The organism is Shewanella sp. (assembly GCF_013214165.1).
Lineage (GTDB): Bacteria > Pseudomonadota > Gammaproteobacteria > Enterobacterales > Shewanellaceae > Shewanella.
Genome location: NZ_JABSSM010000014.1, coordinates 1 through 17,189, shown reverse-complemented (window position 1 = coordinate 17,189; position 17,189 = coordinate 1). Strand labels below are relative to the sequence as shown.

Here is a 17,189-nt window from a genome sequence, read left to right as displayed (position 1 = left end):
GTTACGGTTTCGTCCTCAGATAAAGAAAAAAGGCTTTGTTGAGTCACGGAACCGGGCTATTTAAAGGATACCTAACTTGATCCATTTCACTAAGATGCATGGTTTAGGCAATGATTTTATGGTGGTCGACGGCGTAACACAGAATGTGTTTTTCTCGCCCGAGCAGATCAAACGCCTTGCCGATCGAAATTTTGGTATAGGTTTCGATCAGCTGCTTCTGGTGGAGCCTCCTTATGATCCCGATCTTGATTTCCACTATCGTATTTTTAATGCCGATGGCGGCGAGGTTGAGCAGTGTGGTAATGGCGCACGCTGCTTCGCTCGCTTCGTGCGTAACAAGGGATTGACCAACAAACAAAAAATTAAAGTCAGCACCTCCAACGGCAAACTTACCCTGCGCCTAGAGCGAGACGGCAATGTCACCGTGAATATGGGTGTTCCGGTACTCGAGCCGAGCAAGATCCCCTTTAATGCTAAGCGAGCTGAAAAAACCTATTTGTTACAGACCGACACCGCAGTATCTAAGATGCAGACCTTTCTCTGTGGTGCTGTTTCCATGGGTAACCCACACTGTGTCTTGGATGTCGAAGATATTCAGGCGGCAGATGTCGAGGGGGTTGGCGCCTTATTGACTCAACATGAGCGCTTCCCAAAGGGCGTAAATGTCGGTTTTATGCAGGTGATTAACTCAGGTCATATTAAACTAAGAGTATATGAACGCGGCGCGGCAGAGACACTTGCCTGTGGTACCGGTGCCTGTGCTGCTGTGGTCGTGGGTCAATTACAAGGTAAGCTAGATAAGCGTGTTCGTGTCGATCTTCCCGGCGGTACTCTGACCATTAATTGGGATGGAGAGGGTAAGCCTTTGTGGATGACAGGGCCTGCGGAACACGTATACGACGGACAGATACAAGTATGACTGAAATGATTAATGCGAAAAAACAACTGCCTTTCGATGAGATACTGATCCGAGAATACTTGCTGGATAACCCTGATTTTTTCAGTCGTTATCCTGAGTTGCTGTTGGCTATGCGAATTCCACATGCACAGCGTGGTGCCGTGTCCTTGGTCGAGCGCCAGCAAGAGATGCTGCGCAGCCGGGTACAGCAGTTAGAGGAGGAGATCACATCCTTGATGGGGATGGCTAGCCGTAATGAGATGATTTATATGTTCAATACCAAGCTGTCACTTAAGATGCTTGAATGTGAAGACATTGGAGCATTGAGGCAAGAATTATCCGACGGTTTAAAGACGCAGTTTCAGTTTAGTCATGTTCGACTCATCACGGTACATGACATAGATAGCGAGTTATCGCATATCTGGAGTAAGCGCCTGAGCCAAGGTTATTATTTTGGTCGACTCACTACGGCAGAATCGAAACGTTTATTTGGCTGTGAAGTCGGCTCCGTGGCCTTATCTAGATTATCGGAGCTGTGTGGTCAGGTCATTTTTGCCATCGCGAGCCCAAATGCGATGCATTTTCATCCGCAAATGGATAATTTGCTCCTGGATCAGCTGAAGCAACTCTTAGATCATCTATTGCCTAAACTTTAACTGTATTCAGTGTATCCTGCCAAGAGCCTGTAATAGCAGGCCTACAGGACTTGTGGCACCCAAGGGATTTATCTATCCGCCATGAATTGAAAAAGCTGACAGGCTCTGAATGGAGTATATATGAACGCTAACTGGCTCAAACATTTTGAGAGTTATCTGAGTAGCGAGCGGCAGCTTTCGGCACACACAGTACGAAACTACCTCTACGAGTTGCATCGAGTCTCCGATAAACTCGAGGCTAATGCCTCCTCACCTTTCTTGTGGTCAGAGGTCAGCCATGAACAAATTCAACATGTCTTAGGCCAATTACACCGTCAGGGGCTGAGCCCCAGATCCCTGGCGTTAACACTCTCCGCGGTGAAGCAGTTTTGTGACTTCTTACTGGGAGAGGAAGTGATTAAGGCTAATCCAGCCAAGAGCCTGAGTGCGCCTAAGCAAAATAAACCCCTGCCAAAAAATATGGATCTCGACTCAGTGACTCATCTCTTAGAGATAGACGCCGACGATCTCCTGAGTGTGCGTGATAAAGCCATCATGGAGTTGTTTTACTCCTCTGGCCTGCGACTCGCCGAACTGGCGGCGCTCGATGTGTTGGCTATCCGCTTCGCCGAACGCCAAGTTAAGGTGTTAGGTAAAGGCAGCAAGGAAAGGATTGTTCCTGTTGGTCAATGTGCGATCCAGGCTATCCAGGCTTGGTTAACGTTGAGAGAGAGTATTCCCTGCCAAGATGAGGCGTTATTCGTCACAGCCAAGGGAAAAAGACTCGCCCATAGAAGCATACAAGCCAGATTAGCCAAGTGGGGGCAAGAGCAGGCCTTGAATATGCGGGTCCATCCGCATAAGTTACGTCACTCTTTCGCGACTCATATGTTGGAGTCGAGCGCCGATCTGCGTGCGGTGCAGGAGTTGCTTGGCCATGCCAATCTCTCGACGACTCAGATATACACAAGTTTAGACTTTCAGCATCTGGCAAAAGTGTACGACGGGGCTCATCCAAGGGCCAGCAGGGCCAAGAAGCTCGATAGCGCCAAAAGGGAGAAAAGCTAATGGCTCAGATATATCTCAGGCCTAGTGCCTATCAAGCTATTAGCTTCGATCTCGATGACACCTTATATGATAATGGTCCTGTGATCAGAGCTGCCGAAGCTTCGCTGCTGCAATTTTTACATTTGAACTATAGCGAGACTCGGCGTTGGCAGAGGGATGACTGGTTAAAGCTCAAGACAAGGCTTATCCAGCATGAACCTGAGCTTGGCCATGATACGACTGCCGCAAGACTGATCATGTTGGAGCAAGGCCTGCTCATGCTAGGTTATTCCCGAGAGCATGCCGGATCAGGTGCCATGGCCGGTTTGAATTGCTTCTTACACCAGCGCTCTGATTTTACCGTTCCAAGGCCTGTGGTAAACTTGCTGCGAGACTTGAGTGCGAAATACCCGTTAATCGGCATCACCAACGGTAATGTCGATGCCGATAAAATTGGTCTGGGTGATGTGCTGGATTTTGTGCTTCATCCTGGTGAAGGCACACGCATGAAGCCTTTTCCGGACATGTTTTATAAGGCCTGCCGTAGGCTGAACATTTCATTACCTAGCTTACTGCACGTCGGAGATAGTCATGCAGCCGATGTTATGGGAGCCAGGATGGCAGGCTGTCAGTCTGCTTGGCTCAATCCAAGCTTCGGCCGAGATAAACCACACAGATTTGGTCAGCTATTACCCCATGTAGAAATTCAAGACATACATGAGTTGCAAGAATTACTCGGGTAAATTATCCATCGTCACGGAAAAGGCCAGCATTGTTACAGTGCTGGCCTTTTTACTGTCTATTTTTAGTTAATACCGGTTGGTATTAATAAGATAGGTATTATGCAGACTGCGCCAGAGCCTTGGGGAGCAAGATATTGTTTTCCAGATGAATATGCTGTTTCAAGTCAGCCTCAAACTCCGCCAGAGTGGCATAGCAGACACGCCAGATGGTACAAGCATGCTCAGGTGGTTGGAAGTGATTAGTGAGCTCATGGAGCTTTTCGAACATCTGAATAGCCTCATCATGCTCATGTTCCATGGCATTGATAGGGTTGCCAATTTTCCGACGCGCTGCTGGGATAGTTGGACATCCGATTGAGAAGTTGTGCTCATACCCACTCCAAAGCTGTAAATTATATGTGCCTTTAGTAGGGATGTTATTTGGCACTCAGCTTATGGACAAGTAAAACTTGACTAATTTAGTCAGGAATAGACCTTTTTATGATGTAGATTAAACTTAGGTGAAAAATCAGACATAAAAAAACCAGCCGAAGCTGGTTTTTTTATTTAGTAAGGAAAGAACGATTAGTTCATGCCGTACTTTTTCAATTTCTTGCGCAGAGTACCACGGTTGATACCCAGCATGTTCGCAGCGCGAGTCTGGTTACCGCGAGTGTGCTGCATGATGATATCTAGCAGAGGAGCTTCAACTTCGCTCAACACCATTTCATATACTTCTTCAGCTTCTTGTCCGTCCATCTGAGCGAAAAAGTTTGTTACAGCGCGCTTTACAGCGTCACGTAGTAACTGAGGCTTAATAGTACCGTTAGCTGTTTCGATTTTGCCAACTGTAAGCTGATGAGTTTCTGTGTTAGTAGTCTGATCAAACATTCGTATTCTGCTCTTTAATTAATTCTGTGCAATTTCATCAAAATAGCGTTCCACCATGGAACATTGTTTTTCAACAGTCTCCAGCCGATTAAACTCGGCACGGAATGGACGCTGTTCTTCCTGGTCCAAATACCATCCAACATGCTTTCTAGCAAAACGGATGCCCTTATACTCACCATATAGTTCATATAAGTTTTTAAGATGTTCCAGCATCACCAGACGCTTTTCATCCATCTCAACAGGCGCTAGCTTGTTACCCGTATCCAGGTAATGTTGAATTTCTCGGAAAATCCAAGGCCTTCCCTGGGCACCTCGTCCTATCATGAGGGCATCGACACCCGTATAGTCCAGCACGTAGCGTGCCTTCTCTGGGGTGACAATATCTCCATTAGCAATCACTGGGATCGAGATATTCTGTTTAATAGCCTTAATCGTGTCGTATTCGGCGTCGCCTTTATACATGCACTGCCTGGTTCGGCCGTGAACGGCTAATGAGGCAATGCCACAATCTTCGGCTATCTGGGCGATTTGAACACCATTCCTGTGCTCTGGAGCCCAACCGGTTCGAATCTTCAGTGTCACAGGTACATCGACTGCGGCAACCACGGCCTGTAAAATTGCTTTTACCTGCACAGGGTTTTGCAGCAGAGCTGAACCCGCTAGCTTCTTATTCACTTTCTTAGCAGGACAACCCATATTGATATCGATGATCTGTGCTCCCTGTTGTACGTTGACAACAGCGGCATTGGCCATCAATTCAGGATCGGCGCCTGCGATTTGCACCGAGCGTATCCCATTTTCACCAGCATGACTCATGCGCTGGCGGCTCTTATCTGTGTCCCAAACATCGGGATTAGATGAAAGCATCTCTGAAACCGCCATGGCAGCACCATAACGAACACAAAGATTTCTAAAGGGTTGGTCTGTGACACCTGCCATTGGTGCCACGATCAGCTGATTTTTCAGTTGATAGGGTCCAATCTGCATTCTCAACATACCTGCGCTTCAAAGGGGCGCTATAGTACGTCTTTTTTGAGTCGGTGAAAAGGTCAATAAATGACCTAGATGAAACTTTTTTTCTTGACTTTTGCAAGCTGAGAATAGTTAGGCGGAACAAGGTGTGCCGCCCAGTACAGCTATTTACGTATTCCTGTCAAGCGACTCCAATCTTCTTTGTGAGCTGGCTCATCCATATCGAACCATTCGGTGTAAAATTCAGCAACTTCATCAGCTTGCTCTTTTAACAGGCCTGACAGGGCTAATTGACCACCAGACTTTACTTTTTCAGCAATTAATGGGGCTAATTCACGTAGTGGACCCGCAAGAATGTTGGCAACCAAGATATCGGCCTTAAGATCTTGGGGTTGATCTTCCGGAAGGTAGAGATTGAGCTGGGCTGACACATCATTGCGCTCGGCGTTGGCCTTCGAGGCTTCGATGGCCTGATAATCGATGTCGATACCAGTGACTTTTTTAGCGCCTAATTTCAGCGCCGCGACGGCTAAAATGCCTGAGCCACAACCGAAGTCGATGACCTCTTTATTGGTTAACTCCAGTCCATCTAACCACTCCAGACATAAGGCGGTCGTCGGGTGAGTCCCCGTACCGAAGGCTAAGCCTGGATCTAATATCACGTTAACCGCTTGTGGATCTGGAATTTCACGCCAACTAGGGCAGATCCACAGTCGCTTGCCGAATTGAATTGGGTGGAAATTATCCATCCATTCGCGTTCCCAATCTTTGTCTTCGACCTGTTCGATCTTATAACTAAAATCGCTACCTAAATAAGGCACAGACTTTAGTTGCTCAACAAGGATGGCAAGATCTCTATCGGCTTCGAATAACGCTGTCAGTACGGTGTGATTCCACAGTGGTGTTTCACCCAAGGTTGGTTCGTAAATGGGGGTGTCTTTACCATCTTCTAGGGTAATAGACAGTGCACCTTCTTCCATCAGCAGATCGCTTAATGCATCTGCGTGTTGGCTATCGGTATCAATTTTCAGTTGGATCCAAGGCATGGAATCGTCTCGTTACTTGTAAAATTGCGGCTATTGTATACCCAAGCCTGCATGTATTGCGAGTTTCAAGGCAATGTACGGCCTGAGTTGGTCTAGGTAAACATACACACAGATCACAAGTGATTAATCCAGCTGTGTATGGGTGAGCAATGAGTTGCGCTATTAGTTATCCTGCTGAAATTAAGATAAATTCGTTACTGGTCGTCTCGTGTGAACTATAGTGGTAACTAGTTGAATTAAATTGATAATTAGTCTTACCTCTGTTAGCCGTTCTCGCCATTGTTTGTGGCAGGCTTCAAATACTCAGACTTAACCTAGTGAGTTAAATCACGAAATGCATAGGGCACATCTCCCATCAATTATCTTCCTGCTAGAGTGTCAACTCCGACAATAGGCAGATAAGAAAATGACAGTGAGAACGCTATTCCCCGCATCCAGTATTCCTGGTATCGGCGGACATCCTTGGTCTACGAAAGCCGATATAATTCAAAGTGCCACAGGTATCTTGTTGGGCTGTTTCTTATTAGCACACCTACACTTCTAATCGAGTATTTTACTCGGTAAAGATGCGTTTTATCAGGGGTGCAAATACTGGAAGGCGGCATGTTTAGCGAGACGGGCCATGGTTTTCCTATTGTGACTAACATCTTTTCAATGTTCACCTTGCTGGTTGTGATCGCACATGGGGCAGTTGCGCTGCGTCGTTTCCCTGCGCAAATTGGCCAGTGGCGAGCACTTCGCCGGCACATGAATGTCATCAAGCGTAAAGATAGTCATGCCTGGTTGCTCTATGCCTGTAGAGCCTTATGTCCCAATGGCCATTAGTCATGATTAGATCGGGATATCCTTGATTATTTAGAGCTGAATTGATCTACCTCACTGTATTTAAGTGATTTTTGGGCGACATTATCATTACCCTTTATAAGGTTTTTAGATCATGTTGCAACTCAACATTCAGTGAGGACATATGACTATTAATGATTCTGCATTCGCAGCAAGTACGACAAATACAATAACGACTACGAGTTCCAAGATTAAGGCGAAAAGTAGACGCTGGACTGCCTGGCTGGATGTCAGTCAGAGTCTCTCTGGTGTGATTCTCGCTTTGTTCTTATGGACGCATCTAGTCTTGGTGTCATCCATCTTACTCGGTGGCGATGCGATGAGCTGGGTTGCAGGCTTGATGGAGCTGAGTTTTCTGAGCAGCGATGGCCATGGCTATCCTTGGATAGTGTCGCTTATTGCCATAGGAATAGGTGCGTTAGCTTTCATTCATGTCTTGGTCGCACTGCAAAAATTACCGCTGAGTCTGAAGCAACAGCTAGCTCTTAGAAAGCAGATGAGCGCCATCAAGCATGGTGATACTCAGCTTTGGGTGTGGCAGGCCATTACCGGTGTCATCATCTTTGTGTTACTGCCAGTGCACCTTTGGCTTATCGGTTCGGCGCCAGAAACCATAGGCCCTTCGGGTTCGGCGAGCAGGATCTGGAATGATGGGGTTTGGCTGTTATATCTGCCGCTGTTGTTGAGCGTTGAATTACATGCCGCAATTGGTATGTATAGGGTGGCGATAAAGTGGGGCGCGGCCAGAGATGTAAATACCCGTGCCCGGATGAAAAAGATAAAAAGCATCATAAGTGTCGTCTTCATTTTGATTGGATTAGCGTCGTTATTGGCTTTCCTTCCATATGCGTAATGAACATCGGGGCCGAAGGCCGTCGTCTTAGCTTTAACCTACTGGCTTAAAACTTAAAAAACCAGACCCTAGGCTTTAAAAGGAGCAAGTGTGAAACTGATATATACCGATTCTTTAGTGGTTGGAGCCGGATTGGCTGGCTTACGAGTTGCCATCGCCTCCAAGGAACGTGGACTCGATACTCTAGTGCTTTCTCTTATTCCTGCTAAGCGGTCACATTCAGCTGCGGCGCAAGGGGGCATGCAGGCGAGTCTGGGCAATACCGTGAAAGGTATGGGTGATGATGAAGACATTCATTTTCAGGATACGGTAAAGGGTTCCGACTGGGGTTGCGATCAAGATGTCGTACGTATGTTTGCTCATTGTGCGCCTAAGGCCGTAAGAGAACTGGCAAACTGGGGCGTCCCCTGGACTCGGGTGACAGAAGGCCCGAGACAGGTGGTGGTGAATGCCGAAAGGGTCACCATAGAAGAGGCTAAAGCAGCCCACGGTTTGATCAACGCCCGTGATTTTGGCGGCACCAAGAAGTGGCGCACCTGTTACACCGCAGATGGTACCGGACATTCCTTGCTTTATGCGGTCGATAACAAGGCTATCTCCATGGATATTCCTGTCCATGAACGCGTCGAAGCCTTGGCAATCATTCATGATGGTAAGCGTTGTCAAGGTGTTGTCGCGCGCTGCTTGGTAACCGGAGAGCTAAGGGCTTATATCGGCAAGTCGACCACGATTGCTACTGGCGGTTACGGCAGGATTTATGAAGTCTCGACCAATGCCATCATCTGTGAAGGTATCGGCCAGGCGCTCGCCCTAGAAACTGGCGTTGCCCAGCTGGGCAATATGGAAGCGGTGCAGTTTCATCCGACTGCCATAGTGCCTGTTGGCATCTTGACGACCGAAGGTTGTCGCGGTGACGGAGGCTTGCTAAGAGATAAAGATGGCCATAGATTCATGCCGGATTACGAGCCCGAGAAGAAAGAGCTGGCGTCCCGTGATGTGGTTTCTCGACGCATGACAGAGCATATGCGTAAGGGCAAGGGGGTTGATAGTCCCTATGGTCCACATCTCTGGCTCGATATTACGCTTCTTGGTCGTAAACATATCGAAACTAACCTGCGTGAAGTGAAAGAGATCTGTGAGAACTTCCTCGGGATTGACCCTGCCAAGGAGTGGATCCCGGTTCGCCCGACTCAACATTATTCTATGGGGGGGATCCGTACCGATAAGACAGGTCAAAACCCTCAGCTTAAAGGCTTATTCAGTGTCGGTGAGGCTGCGTGCTGGGACATGCATGGCTTCAATAGACTCGGTGGTAATTCGCTGGCTGAAACTGTGGTCGGTGGCATGATTATCGGTAAATATGTTGCCGATTTTTGCGAAGAAAATACCTTAGAGATAGACACTGGACTTGCCGAGTCATTTATCGATAAGGTGCGCAGCGAAATCGATGATTTAGTGGCGGGTGAAGGTACAGAGAGTCCGTTTGTGATCAGAAAAGAGATGGAGCGGATCATGATGGATTATGTGGGTATTTTCCGTAATGGCACCGAACTCGACAAAGCGGTTTCTGAGCTGCAAGGGCTACTGCTACGTTCCCGTGATATCGGTCTTAAATGTATCAAGCGCCATGCAAATCCTGAATTGGTCGAAGCGCTACGTGTTAAGCGCATGATTAAAGTCGCGCTCACTGTGGCATGCGGCGCGGCAGCTCGTACAGAAAGCCGCGGTGCCCACGCTCGAGAAGATTTCCCCCAAAGAAACGATAAAGTTTGGTTGAACAGAACGCTTTCGAGCTGGCCTGATGAGAATGCACTCTCTCCAGAGCTGAGTTATGAACCTCTGGATGTGATGAAGATGGAGCTACCACCTGGGTATCGAGGATACGGTATCGACAATGCTATCGCTCATCCTAATACAGAGAAACGGCAGCTGGAGATCGCTAAAATTCTGAGTGATTTGGGTGATGATGCCGATCGACATCAGCGGCAAAATGCAATTATGCCCTTCGAAGTCCCCGAGGCTCTGCAGCCTAAAAACGAACGTTTAAGTGATAAATTGACCGAAAGCGGTGAGCCTGCCGCGGTGAGGAAAATAGCCAAATGAACCCAATAGAGACTAAAGGGCGTACCTTAACATTCAATATCTTCAGATATGACCCACAAGAGGCGGGCGACAAGCCTAAGATGGTGAAGTATCAAATTGAAGAGACGCCTGGCATGACAGTGTTTATCGCGCTGAACATGCTCCGCGAGTATCAAGATACCTCTGTGCAGTTTGATTTTGTCTGCCGTGCAGGCATTTGTGGCAGTTGCGCCATGGTGATCAATGGCTTTCCAACGCTGGCATGCCGAACCTTGACCAAGAATTACCCCAAAGGGGAAATAACCTTGATGCCACTACCTGGCTTCGAGCTGATAGGCGATCTCTCGGTAAACACCGGCAAGTTTATGCGTGAACTGGCTGAGCGACTCAAGCTCTGGTTACACCCAATGACTGAAGATGCCGACGTTCATAGGCTCGAAACACCTATGTCTCCACAAGAGGCGGCTAAGCTCTATGAGCTTGAGCGCTGCGTCGAATGTGGTGTCTGTGTATCGGCTTGCGCCACTAAGCAGATGCGGGAGACCTTTGTCGGCGCTGTGGGCATGATGAAGCTGGCCAGATTCGAGCTCGATAGCCGAGACAGTCGCAGTGCTGAAGATTTTTATCATGTCATAGGTAACCAGGATGGTGTGTTTGGCTGCATGACTTTACTCGGTTGTCAGGATAACTGCCCTAAGGACTTACCCCATATGCAGCAGATAGCCTATTTGCGCCGTAAGATGGCAATGACTCAGTTTTAGCTTTCTGCATACTCTGTCTAGCCCCCAAGCCTGCTTCATGCAGGCTTTGTTTTTGTAAAATAGCCCAAGCATGGAGAAGACACGTCCCTAGGTAGATTTTCACAACTCTTTATTACGACATAAATGTTCCAGACATAAAGTCTATTTTTATCCGTCCATGGAAAATAGACATAAATGTTCCAGACATAAAGTCTATTTTTATCCGTCCATGGAAAATAGACATAAATGTTCCAGACATAAAAAAGCCGCAACGAGTGCGGCTTTTTTATAGTGAGTTCTAATCGCTATGTATTACAAGGAATAGAGGCAAAGGGTTTAGCCTTTACCGCCGCCTCTCATTGCGTTGAAGAACTCTTCGTTAGTCTTGGTCAAGGCTAACTTGTCGATAAGGAACTCCATGCCGGTGACTTCATCCATAGGATTAAGGATCTTACGTAAGATCCACATCTTCTGCAGCTCATCAGGCGTGGTGAGTTTCTCTTCACGACGCGTACCTGAGCGGTTGAAATCGATAGCTGGGAAGACACGCTTCTCGGCTGCTTTACGGGACAGGTGTAACTCTTGGTTACCGGTACCTTTAAACTCTTCGTAGATGACTTCATCCATCTTAGAGCCGGTATCGACGAGTGCCGTTGCGATAATGGTTAAGCTACCACCATGTTCGATGTTACGTGCCGCACCGAAAAAACGCTTAGGACGTTGCAGGGCGTTAGCATCGACACCACCGGTAAGTACTTTACCCGATGATGGAATCACTGTGTTGTATGCACGAGCAAGACGAGTGATCGAATCTAGCAGGATGACCACGTCTTTCTTATGTTCAACCAAGCGTTTGGCTTTTTCGATAACCATCTCGGCTACCTGTACGTGACGACTCGCTGGCTCATCGAAAGTTGAAGCTATGACTTCACCTTTAACCATGCGCTGCATCTCGGTCACTTCTTCCGGACGCTCATCGATAAGCAGCACCATCAATACCACATCTGGGTTATTGTGGGTGATGCTTTGAGCCATGTTCTGTAGCAGTAATGTCTTACCAGCCTTTGGCGGCGCAACAATCAGGCCACGTTGACCCTTACCGATAGGTGAACATAGATCGAGAATTCTTGAAGTAATATCTTCGGTCGAACCATTACCACGTTCCATACGCAGGCGCTCTTCGGCATGCAGTGGGGTCAGGTTTTCGAATAAGATTTTGTTGCGGGAGTTTTCAGGCTTGTCATAGTTGACTTCAGAGACTTTCAGTAGCGCAAAATAACGCTCACCCTCTTTTGGTGGTCTGATCTTACCGAAAATAGTATCACCGGTTCGCATGCTGAAGCGGCGGATCTGACTCGGAGACACATAGATGTCATCCGGGCCTGCAAGGTAAGAAGCGTCACCGCTACGAAGGAAACCAAATCCATCCTGCAGAATTTCGAGTACACCACCACCGAAGATATCTTCACCGCTTTTGGCGTGGGCTTTTAGGATTGAAAATATGATGTCCTGCTTACGGGCACGGGCGGTATTTTCAACTTTCATCTCTTGGGCTAGCTTTACTAAGTCTGAAATCGACGTGTCTTTTAATTCTGATAAATTCATCTTGGTGGGTCTTTTTATGCGAGGTAATGCTATTTGTGATCAAGCGATCATAGAGTGTGTAAGTACAATGTGAATATTGATCGAATAGCGAGATGTGGGTTAGTAGAAGTTTCTGGTTATTAAAGTAGCACTATAGCGACTGTGCGTCTAGGATTTTAGTATAACCTGACACAATTTAATAAATAACCTGTGTCAGGTACCACTATATGCCAGTAACTGCGGCTATTTAATACTTTTAGTATCCGTTTACGTACAGGCGGCATGCAGCTGGCAAGCCTATATTTTAGATATAGGCTTATTACATAATTAAAGTTGAGCGTCGATAAACTCTTTTAATTGAGTCTTAGACAGGGCGCCAACTTTAGTGGCTGCCAATTCGCCGTTCTTAAAAATAAGTAGAGTCGGGATACCACGAACACCATACTTAGCTGGAGACACGCTGTTTTGATCGACATTGAGCTTGGCGATAGTGACCTTGCCTGCATAGTCTTCGGCCACGTCATCTAAGATTGGCGCAATCATTTTACAAGGGCCACACCACTCAGCCCAAAAATCAACAACTACGGGAAGTGCTGATTTTATTACGTCATTTTCGAAGCTGTCGTCACTTAAATGTACTATCTTGTCGCTCATGATGTTCTCCAGTTAGGCTGCCATCGCTGGTTTGTTAATGGCTTAACCTGTATATTGGGTCTGAAAAATAACTTTTCAAGGCAATTTTAATAACCTTTAAAAGTACTTTTTATAATTAGTCGCTATTTCAAACGATTGAGTTTCTTATTGCAACCCCAACTGGTATGCTGCCGCTATGAGCGAAACACATTTATCTAATCAGAAGTTTGCCGACTTTTCCCTTCACGAAGGGATAAAAACAGCACTTAACGAGAGCGGCTTTGAATTTTGCACGCCTATTCAAGCAGCATCAATACCGATCCTTTTGCAGAAAAAAGATATCGCGGGTCAAGCACAGACCGGAACAGGAAAGACTTTGGCTTTCCTTGTGGCGACGTTTGAACATCTGCTATCAACCCCAATTCCTGAAGGTCGTCAGCTAAATCAGCCGCGGGCTATGATCATGGCGCCGACTCGTGAGCTGGCTATCCAGATCGCTAAAGATGCGACGCTATTGGCAAAACATACCGGGCTGAAAGTCGGTATTGTCTATGGTGGTGAAAGCTATGAAATTCAGCGTAAGGTGCTGGATAAGGGTATCGATATACTTATCGGTACCACGGGACGTATTATCGATTACGTTCGCCAGGGCATCATTAACCTGAGTGCGATTCAAGCGGTTGTACTCGATGAAGCCGATCGTATGTTCGATCTTGGCTTCATTAAAGATATACGCTTCCTATTTCGACGTATGCCAGATGCCAAGTCGCGTCTGAACATGCTGTTCTCTGCAACCCTTTCTATGAAGGTGCAGGAGCTGGCTTATGATCACATGAATGAGCCTGAGAAAGTGGTTATCGCGCCGAACGAAAAAACTTCTAAGAACATTAAGGAAGAAATTTTCTATCCATCTATGGATGAGAAGATGCGCCTGCTATTGACTCTTATTGAGGAAGACTGGCCTGAGAAGGCGATCGTTTTCTCTAATACCAAGCACAGCTGTGAAAATGTCTGGTCTTGGTTATCGGGCGACGGTCATCGTGTTGGTCTGCTAACCGGTGATGTACCACAGAAGAAACGTATTCGTATTCTTGAGCAGTTCACCACGGGCGAGTTGGATTTCTTAGTCGCTACCGATGTCGCGGCTCGTGGTCTGCATATCTCTGATGTATCACATGTATACAACTATGATCTTCCAGATGACTGCGAAGATTACGTGCATCGTATTGGTCGTACCGGTCGTGCGGGTAAGAAAGGTGTATCCATTAGTTTCGCCTGTGAAGAATACGCCATGAACTTGCCGGCGATTGAAGAGTTTATTACTCACTCGATACCTGTGTCTAACTATGACAACACTGCGCTGCTTGAAGATATTCCTGCACCGATCAGAGTTCATAGAAAGCACAATAGTCGTCCTCAAGGGCGTGGTGGTTCGGGTCGTTCCAATGGCAGTCGAAATGGTAATCGTAACAGCGCACCTCGCCGTCACGATAAGACCCGCAGACATTCATAAAAACTCGTATTAGACGATGACAACACCTCGCTATGCCGCGATTACCTTAGGTTCTAATAGCTTTAATATGCTGGTCGCCGAAACAGTGGCAGGCCAGCCAAAAATTATTGCTAAGTACAAGCGCAAAGTACGTCTAGCCGAAGGGATCCAGGACAATGGCTCCCTGAGTGAAGCCGTGTTATTGCGTGGCCTGGACTGTTTGTCTATGTTTGCCGACATGCTCGAGAAAGAGGGCGTCAATAGCGAGAATATCGCGGTGATCGCCACCGCGACTCTGCGTAATATCGCTAACTCCGATGAGTTTTGTCACCGAGCCTTACCTATCTTAGGTCATCCCATCGAAATTATCACCGGCATGCGTGAAGCCGAGTTGATCTATCAAGGCATGGTGGCCACGACTTGTGGCGAGGGTCGTCGCTTAGTTATCGATATTGGCGGCGCGAGTACCGAATTTATTATCGGTGATGGCGATAAAGTATTATTGAAAAACAGTCTCGCTATGGGCTGCGTCACCTTCAACGAGCACTTCTTTAATTCATTTCCACTGCAAGAGCTAGACTTCGAAAATGCTAGGTCCCAGGTCAAAAATACTCTGGGTACGCATTTAAACGAACTAAAAACCTTAGGCTGGCACTGTGTCGTCGGTGCATCTGGCAGCGTGCAATCCGTTGTCGAGCTTTTGAGTCATAGAAACGAGTCGACTAGCATTACCCCCGATGTGCTTAATAGGCTCAAACAAGAAGTACTGGCACAGTCAGATCTGTCGATGGTTGAGATTACTGGTTTAAATCATGAGCGAGCGCCAACCTTTGCCGCTGGGATCTCTATCTTGCTTGCCTTGTTTGAACTGCTTAACATAGAGAAACTAAACCTCTCTGGCGGTGCACTCCGTGAAGGTGTGCTGCAAACCTTAGCCAATCGCCTCTAGATAAAACCATTCCACTAGTATTCTTTTACTCACACAGCCTAATTCACATTCTTTTCTGTTTCATTAATTCACGCAGCTCATCTGTCGCACCCCACTTCCTTTGCCCTATTGATAATAATATTTTTGCTAAGCGCATATTCAGAGATGGTTTAAGGAAGAATAAATGATGTCTGGAAGTAATGCGTTTAAGCGATTTACCCCAAGAAAAACCGCCTTAGGCTCTGTGCTGATGTTGTCGGCTCCGGCGGCTATGGCTGCTGATACCAGTATGGTTAAGGGCTACATCGTTAATAGCGAAGGGGCAAGACTAGTCAATGCAATCATTACTTGAAAACAGACAACAATCAGGCCGATCCGGGTTAGATCATATGATTATGGCGATCTGATGGGCCATGCTTATGGTGAGCTGCCAAACGATCACACTCATTTGTTCAAGTTTAATGCTAGCTAGGATATTACCGCAGAGTTTATATTAGGTTTCGTCACAAGCATCAGTTCTGCTCGCCCACAAAAGGAATTCTCGGTTCACCCTGAAGGTGTAGATAGCTGTGCACCGGGTAATCCATGGGATGCCTGTATCAGTCGTTATTATTATCACGCTTGTTAAGCATCGGCCTTCATTTTAGCCATTATTCCATTTAGATATATTTAACTACTTTTTGTACAGATTGCATTTCTAGTGACTGTTAGCCAGTTATATGTGAGTTGTTTAGCACTATCTGATTGTAAAGTGTCAGCTTGTTTTTGCTCATAGAAGCCAATAATTCACTAGTTTCAGCTGATTAGCCCTTAGGTCATTAGTCACTTCTTACCAGGGGTGCCGACGTTTTAGTGGCTTGCATAAATACTCTATAACTCTGCATCAATCCAAAACCGCACACAGATAATATATTGCATACAAAATACATTATGTGATACATATGTTGTTGCCATGTTTTGTTGTTGTTTTCTTTTTGGTTTCTACCATCAAAGTTGACTGAGCATAGGACCTATAAAAAATATATTCTTGGGAGATGGACGTATGAAATTTAATAAAGTCGCTAAGCTAGTTAGCTTGGTTTGTGGTGGAGTCGTAGCACTTTCTGCCCCGGTATATGCTGCAGAAAATGATGAAGAGTCTGTAGAACGTATCCAAGTTACCGGTTCACGCATCAAGCGTGTCGATATGGAAGGTGCAAGCCCGATAACCACTATTACTGCAGAAGATATGGCAATTGCAGGTTTCGCAACCGTAGGTGATGCACTTAGAGCATCGACACTGAACTCATTTGGTTCATACGGCGGAACATCAAACAACAGCTGGTCATCTCAAGCGACCGTTCAGCTTAAAGGCGCAGACCCCAGTCACACTCTTACTTTACTTGATGGTAAGCGTATGGCCAAGTCGCCGGTATTGGGCGGCGGCGCAACTAACATCAACACCATTCCAACGGCGGCAGTTGAGCGTATCGAAATTCTATCTGACGGTGCCTCTGCGATTTATGGTACCGACGCGATTGCCGGTGTTATCAACATTATCTTGAAGAAAGACTTTGAAGGTGTCGAAATTAAAGTTCGCGCCGAACAGCCGGCAGCCGATGGCGGCGGTGATAACCATTCAGCCTCGTTCACCGGTGGCCTGAGTTCAGATAAAGGCAACCTGATGTTCACTATCGAACACTTTAGGAAGACGGGCAGCTGGAATCAAGCAATAAGTGCAACACGCTTACCAGTAAAGACCTCGAGGGGTGTTAGCCCGCCTAATATCTTTCTTGGCGTTAAATTTAGTTGCAATATTCTGTTCTCGATTTCCTCCTCTGTCA

The 17,189-nt window shown here is 46.7% G+C and carries 16 protein-coding genes and 2 pseudogenes; 12 read left to right on the top strand and 6 right to left on the bottom strand.

Annotation, left to right across the window (positions count from 1 at the left end):
* The first annotated feature begins 76 nt into the window (after window positions 1-76).
* The 4 genes from dapF to HRU42_RS05370 all read left to right on the top strand — a co-directional run bounded on the left by dapF (window position 77) and on the right by HRU42_RS05370 (window position 3,323).
* On the top strand, window positions 77-919 hold the full coding sequence (gene dapF / locus HRU42_RS05385) for a diaminopimelate epimerase (RefSeq protein ID WP_295029348.1): 843 nt from the start codon (window positions 77-79) through the stop codon (window positions 917-919).
* Complete coding sequence (locus HRU42_RS05380) at window positions 916-1,554, top strand: DUF484 family protein (protein WP_295029346.1); 639 nt, start codon at window positions 916-918, stop codon at window positions 1,552-1,554. The genes dapF and HRU42_RS05380 overlap by 4 nt, the downstream gene beginning before the upstream one ends.
* A 120-nt stretch (window positions 1,555-1,674) precedes the next feature.
* A complete protein-coding gene (gene xerC, locus HRU42_RS05375; RefSeq protein WP_295029344.1) occupies window positions 1,675-2,601 on the top strand; it encodes a tyrosine recombinase XerC in 927 nt (308 codons plus the stop codon).
* Window positions 2,601-3,323 carry an HAD-IA family hydrolase gene (locus tag HRU42_RS05370; protein WP_295029343.1) on the top strand — a complete coding sequence of 241 codons (723 nt, stop codon included), beginning with the start codon at window positions 2,601-2,603 and terminating at the stop codon, window positions 3,321-3,323. The genes xerC and HRU42_RS05370 overlap by 1 nt, the downstream gene beginning before the upstream one ends.
* A 97-nt stretch (window positions 3,324-3,420) precedes the next feature.
* Here the strand turns inward: HRU42_RS05370 and HRU42_RS05365 are convergent.
* The 4 genes and pseudogenes from HRU42_RS05365 to prmA form a co-directional block, all read right to left on the bottom strand.
* Window positions 3,421-3,642, bottom strand: a pseudogene (locus tag HRU42_RS05365) (hemerythrin domain-containing protein); the annotation flags it as partial.
* A 245-nt stretch (window positions 3,643-3,887) separates the two neighbouring features.
* Entirely contained in the window at window positions 3,888-4,193 is a 306-nt protein-coding gene (gene fis / locus HRU42_RS05360) for a DNA-binding transcriptional regulator Fis (RefSeq protein ID WP_005496187.1), read from the bottom strand.
* 18 nt (window positions 4,194-4,211) lie between these two features.
* Entirely contained in the window at window positions 4,212-5,180 is a 969-nt protein-coding gene (gene dusB, locus HRU42_RS05355; RefSeq protein WP_295029338.1) for a tRNA dihydrouridine synthase DusB, read from the bottom strand.
* A 149-nt stretch (window positions 5,181-5,329) separates the two neighbouring features.
* The gene (prmA, locus tag HRU42_RS05350; RefSeq protein WP_295029336.1) at window positions 5,330-6,211 is read right to left on the bottom strand and encodes a 50S ribosomal protein L11 methyltransferase; all 882 of its coding nucleotides are present in this window, start codon (window positions 6,209-6,211) and stop codon (window positions 5,330-5,332) included.
* 406 nt (window positions 6,212-6,617) lie between these two features.
* Between prmA and HRU42_RS05345 the strand changes: the two are divergent.
* From HRU42_RS05345 to HRU42_RS05330, 4 genes and pseudogenes are all read left to right on the top strand, one after another.
* Window positions 6,618-6,994, top strand: a pseudogene (locus HRU42_RS05345) (succinate dehydrogenase/fumarate reductase cytochrome b subunit); the annotation flags it as partial.
* A 184-nt stretch (window positions 6,995-7,178) separates the two neighbouring features.
* Window positions 7,179-7,907: a fumarate reductase cytochrome b subunit gene (locus tag HRU42_RS05340; protein ID WP_295029334.1), complete on the top strand. Its 729-nt coding sequence runs from the start codon at window positions 7,179-7,181 to the stop codon at window positions 7,905-7,907.
* Window positions 7,908-7,997: 90 nt separating this feature from the next.
* Window positions 7,998-10,010, top strand: coding sequence for a fumarate reductase flavoprotein subunit (locus HRU42_RS05335; RefSeq protein ID WP_295029333.1), 2,013 nt, complete (start codon window positions 7,998-8,000; stop codon window positions 10,008-10,010).
* Window positions 10,007-10,750: a fumarate reductase iron-sulfur subunit gene (locus tag HRU42_RS05330; RefSeq protein WP_295029331.1), complete on the top strand. Its 744-nt coding sequence runs from the start codon at window positions 10,007-10,009 to the stop codon at window positions 10,748-10,750. The genes HRU42_RS05335 and HRU42_RS05330 overlap by 4 nt, the downstream gene beginning before the upstream one ends.
* 315 nt (window positions 10,751-11,065) lie before the next feature.
* Here the strand turns inward: HRU42_RS05330 and rho are convergent, their stop codons facing one another.
* Both rho and trxA read right to left on the bottom strand, forming a co-directional pair.
* Window positions 11,066-12,334 (bottom strand): transcription termination factor Rho, encoded by a 1,269-nt coding sequence (gene rho, locus HRU42_RS05325; protein WP_295029330.1) that lies wholly within the window; start codon window positions 12,332-12,334, stop codon window positions 11,066-11,068.
* Between the two features lie 306 nt (window positions 12,335-12,640).
* Complete coding sequence (gene trxA / locus HRU42_RS05320; protein WP_295029328.1) at window positions 12,641-12,967, bottom strand: thioredoxin TrxA; 327 nt, start codon at window positions 12,965-12,967, stop codon at window positions 12,641-12,643.
* A gap of 175 nt (window positions 12,968-13,142) precedes the next feature.
* On the opposite strand from trxA, the gene rhlB reads away from it, so the two are divergent.
* From rhlB to HRU42_RS05300, 4 genes are all read left to right on the top strand, one after another.
* Complete coding sequence (gene rhlB / locus HRU42_RS05315; RefSeq protein WP_295029326.1) at window positions 13,143-14,459, top strand: ATP-dependent RNA helicase RhlB; 1,317 nt, start codon at window positions 13,143-13,145, stop codon at window positions 14,457-14,459.
* Window positions 14,460-14,475: 16 nt separating this feature from the next.
* Window positions 14,476-15,387, top strand: a complete 912-nt coding sequence (locus tag HRU42_RS05310) for an exopolyphosphatase (RefSeq protein ID WP_295029324.1) — start codon at window positions 14,476-14,478, stop codon at window positions 15,385-15,387.
* 163 nt (window positions 15,388-15,550) lie between these two features.
* Complete coding sequence (locus tag HRU42_RS05305) at window positions 15,551-15,718, top strand: hypothetical protein (protein WP_295029322.1); 168 nt, start codon at window positions 15,551-15,553, stop codon at window positions 15,716-15,718.
* 690 nt (window positions 15,719-16,408) lie between these two features.
* The coding region (locus HRU42_RS05300) for a TonB-dependent siderophore receptor (RefSeq protein ID WP_295029321.1) at window positions 16,409-17,189 on the top strand (781 nt) is incomplete at its 3' end.

What these genes read in the sequence shown, in the direction of transcription:
- HRU42_RS05380 (WP_295029346.1), top strand. Translation starts at nt 916, where the DNA reads ATGACTGAAATGATTAATGCGAAAAAACAACTGCCTTTCGATGAGATA.
- xerC (WP_295029344.1), top strand. Translation starts at nt 1,675, where the DNA reads ATGAACGCTAACTGGCTCAAACATTTTGAGAGTTATCTGAGTAGCGAG.
- HRU42_RS05370 (WP_295029343.1), top strand. Translation starts at nt 2,601, where the DNA reads ATGGCTCAGATATATCTCAGGCCTAGTGCCTATCAAGCTATTAGCTTC.
- fis (WP_005496187.1), bottom strand. Translation starts at nt 4,193, where the DNA reads ATGTTTGATCAGACTACTAACACAGAAACTCATCAGCTTACAGTTGGC.
- dusB (WP_295029338.1), bottom strand. Translation starts at nt 5,180, where the DNA reads ATGCAGATTGGACCCTATCAACTGAAAAATCAGCTGATCGTGGCACCA.
- prmA (WP_295029336.1), bottom strand. Translation starts at nt 6,211, where the DNA reads ATGCCTTGGATCCAACTGAAAATTGATACCGATAGCCAACACGCAGAT.
- HRU42_RS05340 (WP_295029334.1), top strand. Translation starts at nt 7,179, where the DNA reads ATGACTATTAATGATTCTGCATTCGCAGCAAGTACGACAAATACAATA.
- HRU42_RS05330 (WP_295029331.1), top strand. Translation starts at nt 10,007, where the DNA reads ATGAACCCAATAGAGACTAAAGGGCGTACCTTAACATTCAATATCTTC.
- rho (WP_295029330.1), bottom strand. Translation starts at nt 12,334, where the DNA reads ATGAATTTATCAGAATTAAAAGACACGTCGATTTCAGACTTAGTAAAG.
- trxA (WP_295029328.1), bottom strand. Translation starts at nt 12,967, where the DNA reads ATGAGCGACAAGATAGTACATTTAAGTGACGACAGCTTCGAAAATGAC.
- rhlB (WP_295029326.1), top strand. Translation starts at nt 13,143, where the DNA reads ATGAGCGAAACACATTTATCTAATCAGAAGTTTGCCGACTTTTCCCTT.
- HRU42_RS05310 (WP_295029324.1), top strand. Translation starts at nt 14,476, where the DNA reads ATGACAACACCTCGCTATGCCGCGATTACCTTAGGTTCTAATAGCTTT.
- HRU42_RS05305 (WP_295029322.1), top strand. Translation starts at nt 15,551, where the DNA reads ATGATGTCTGGAAGTAATGCGTTTAAGCGATTTACCCCAAGAAAAACC.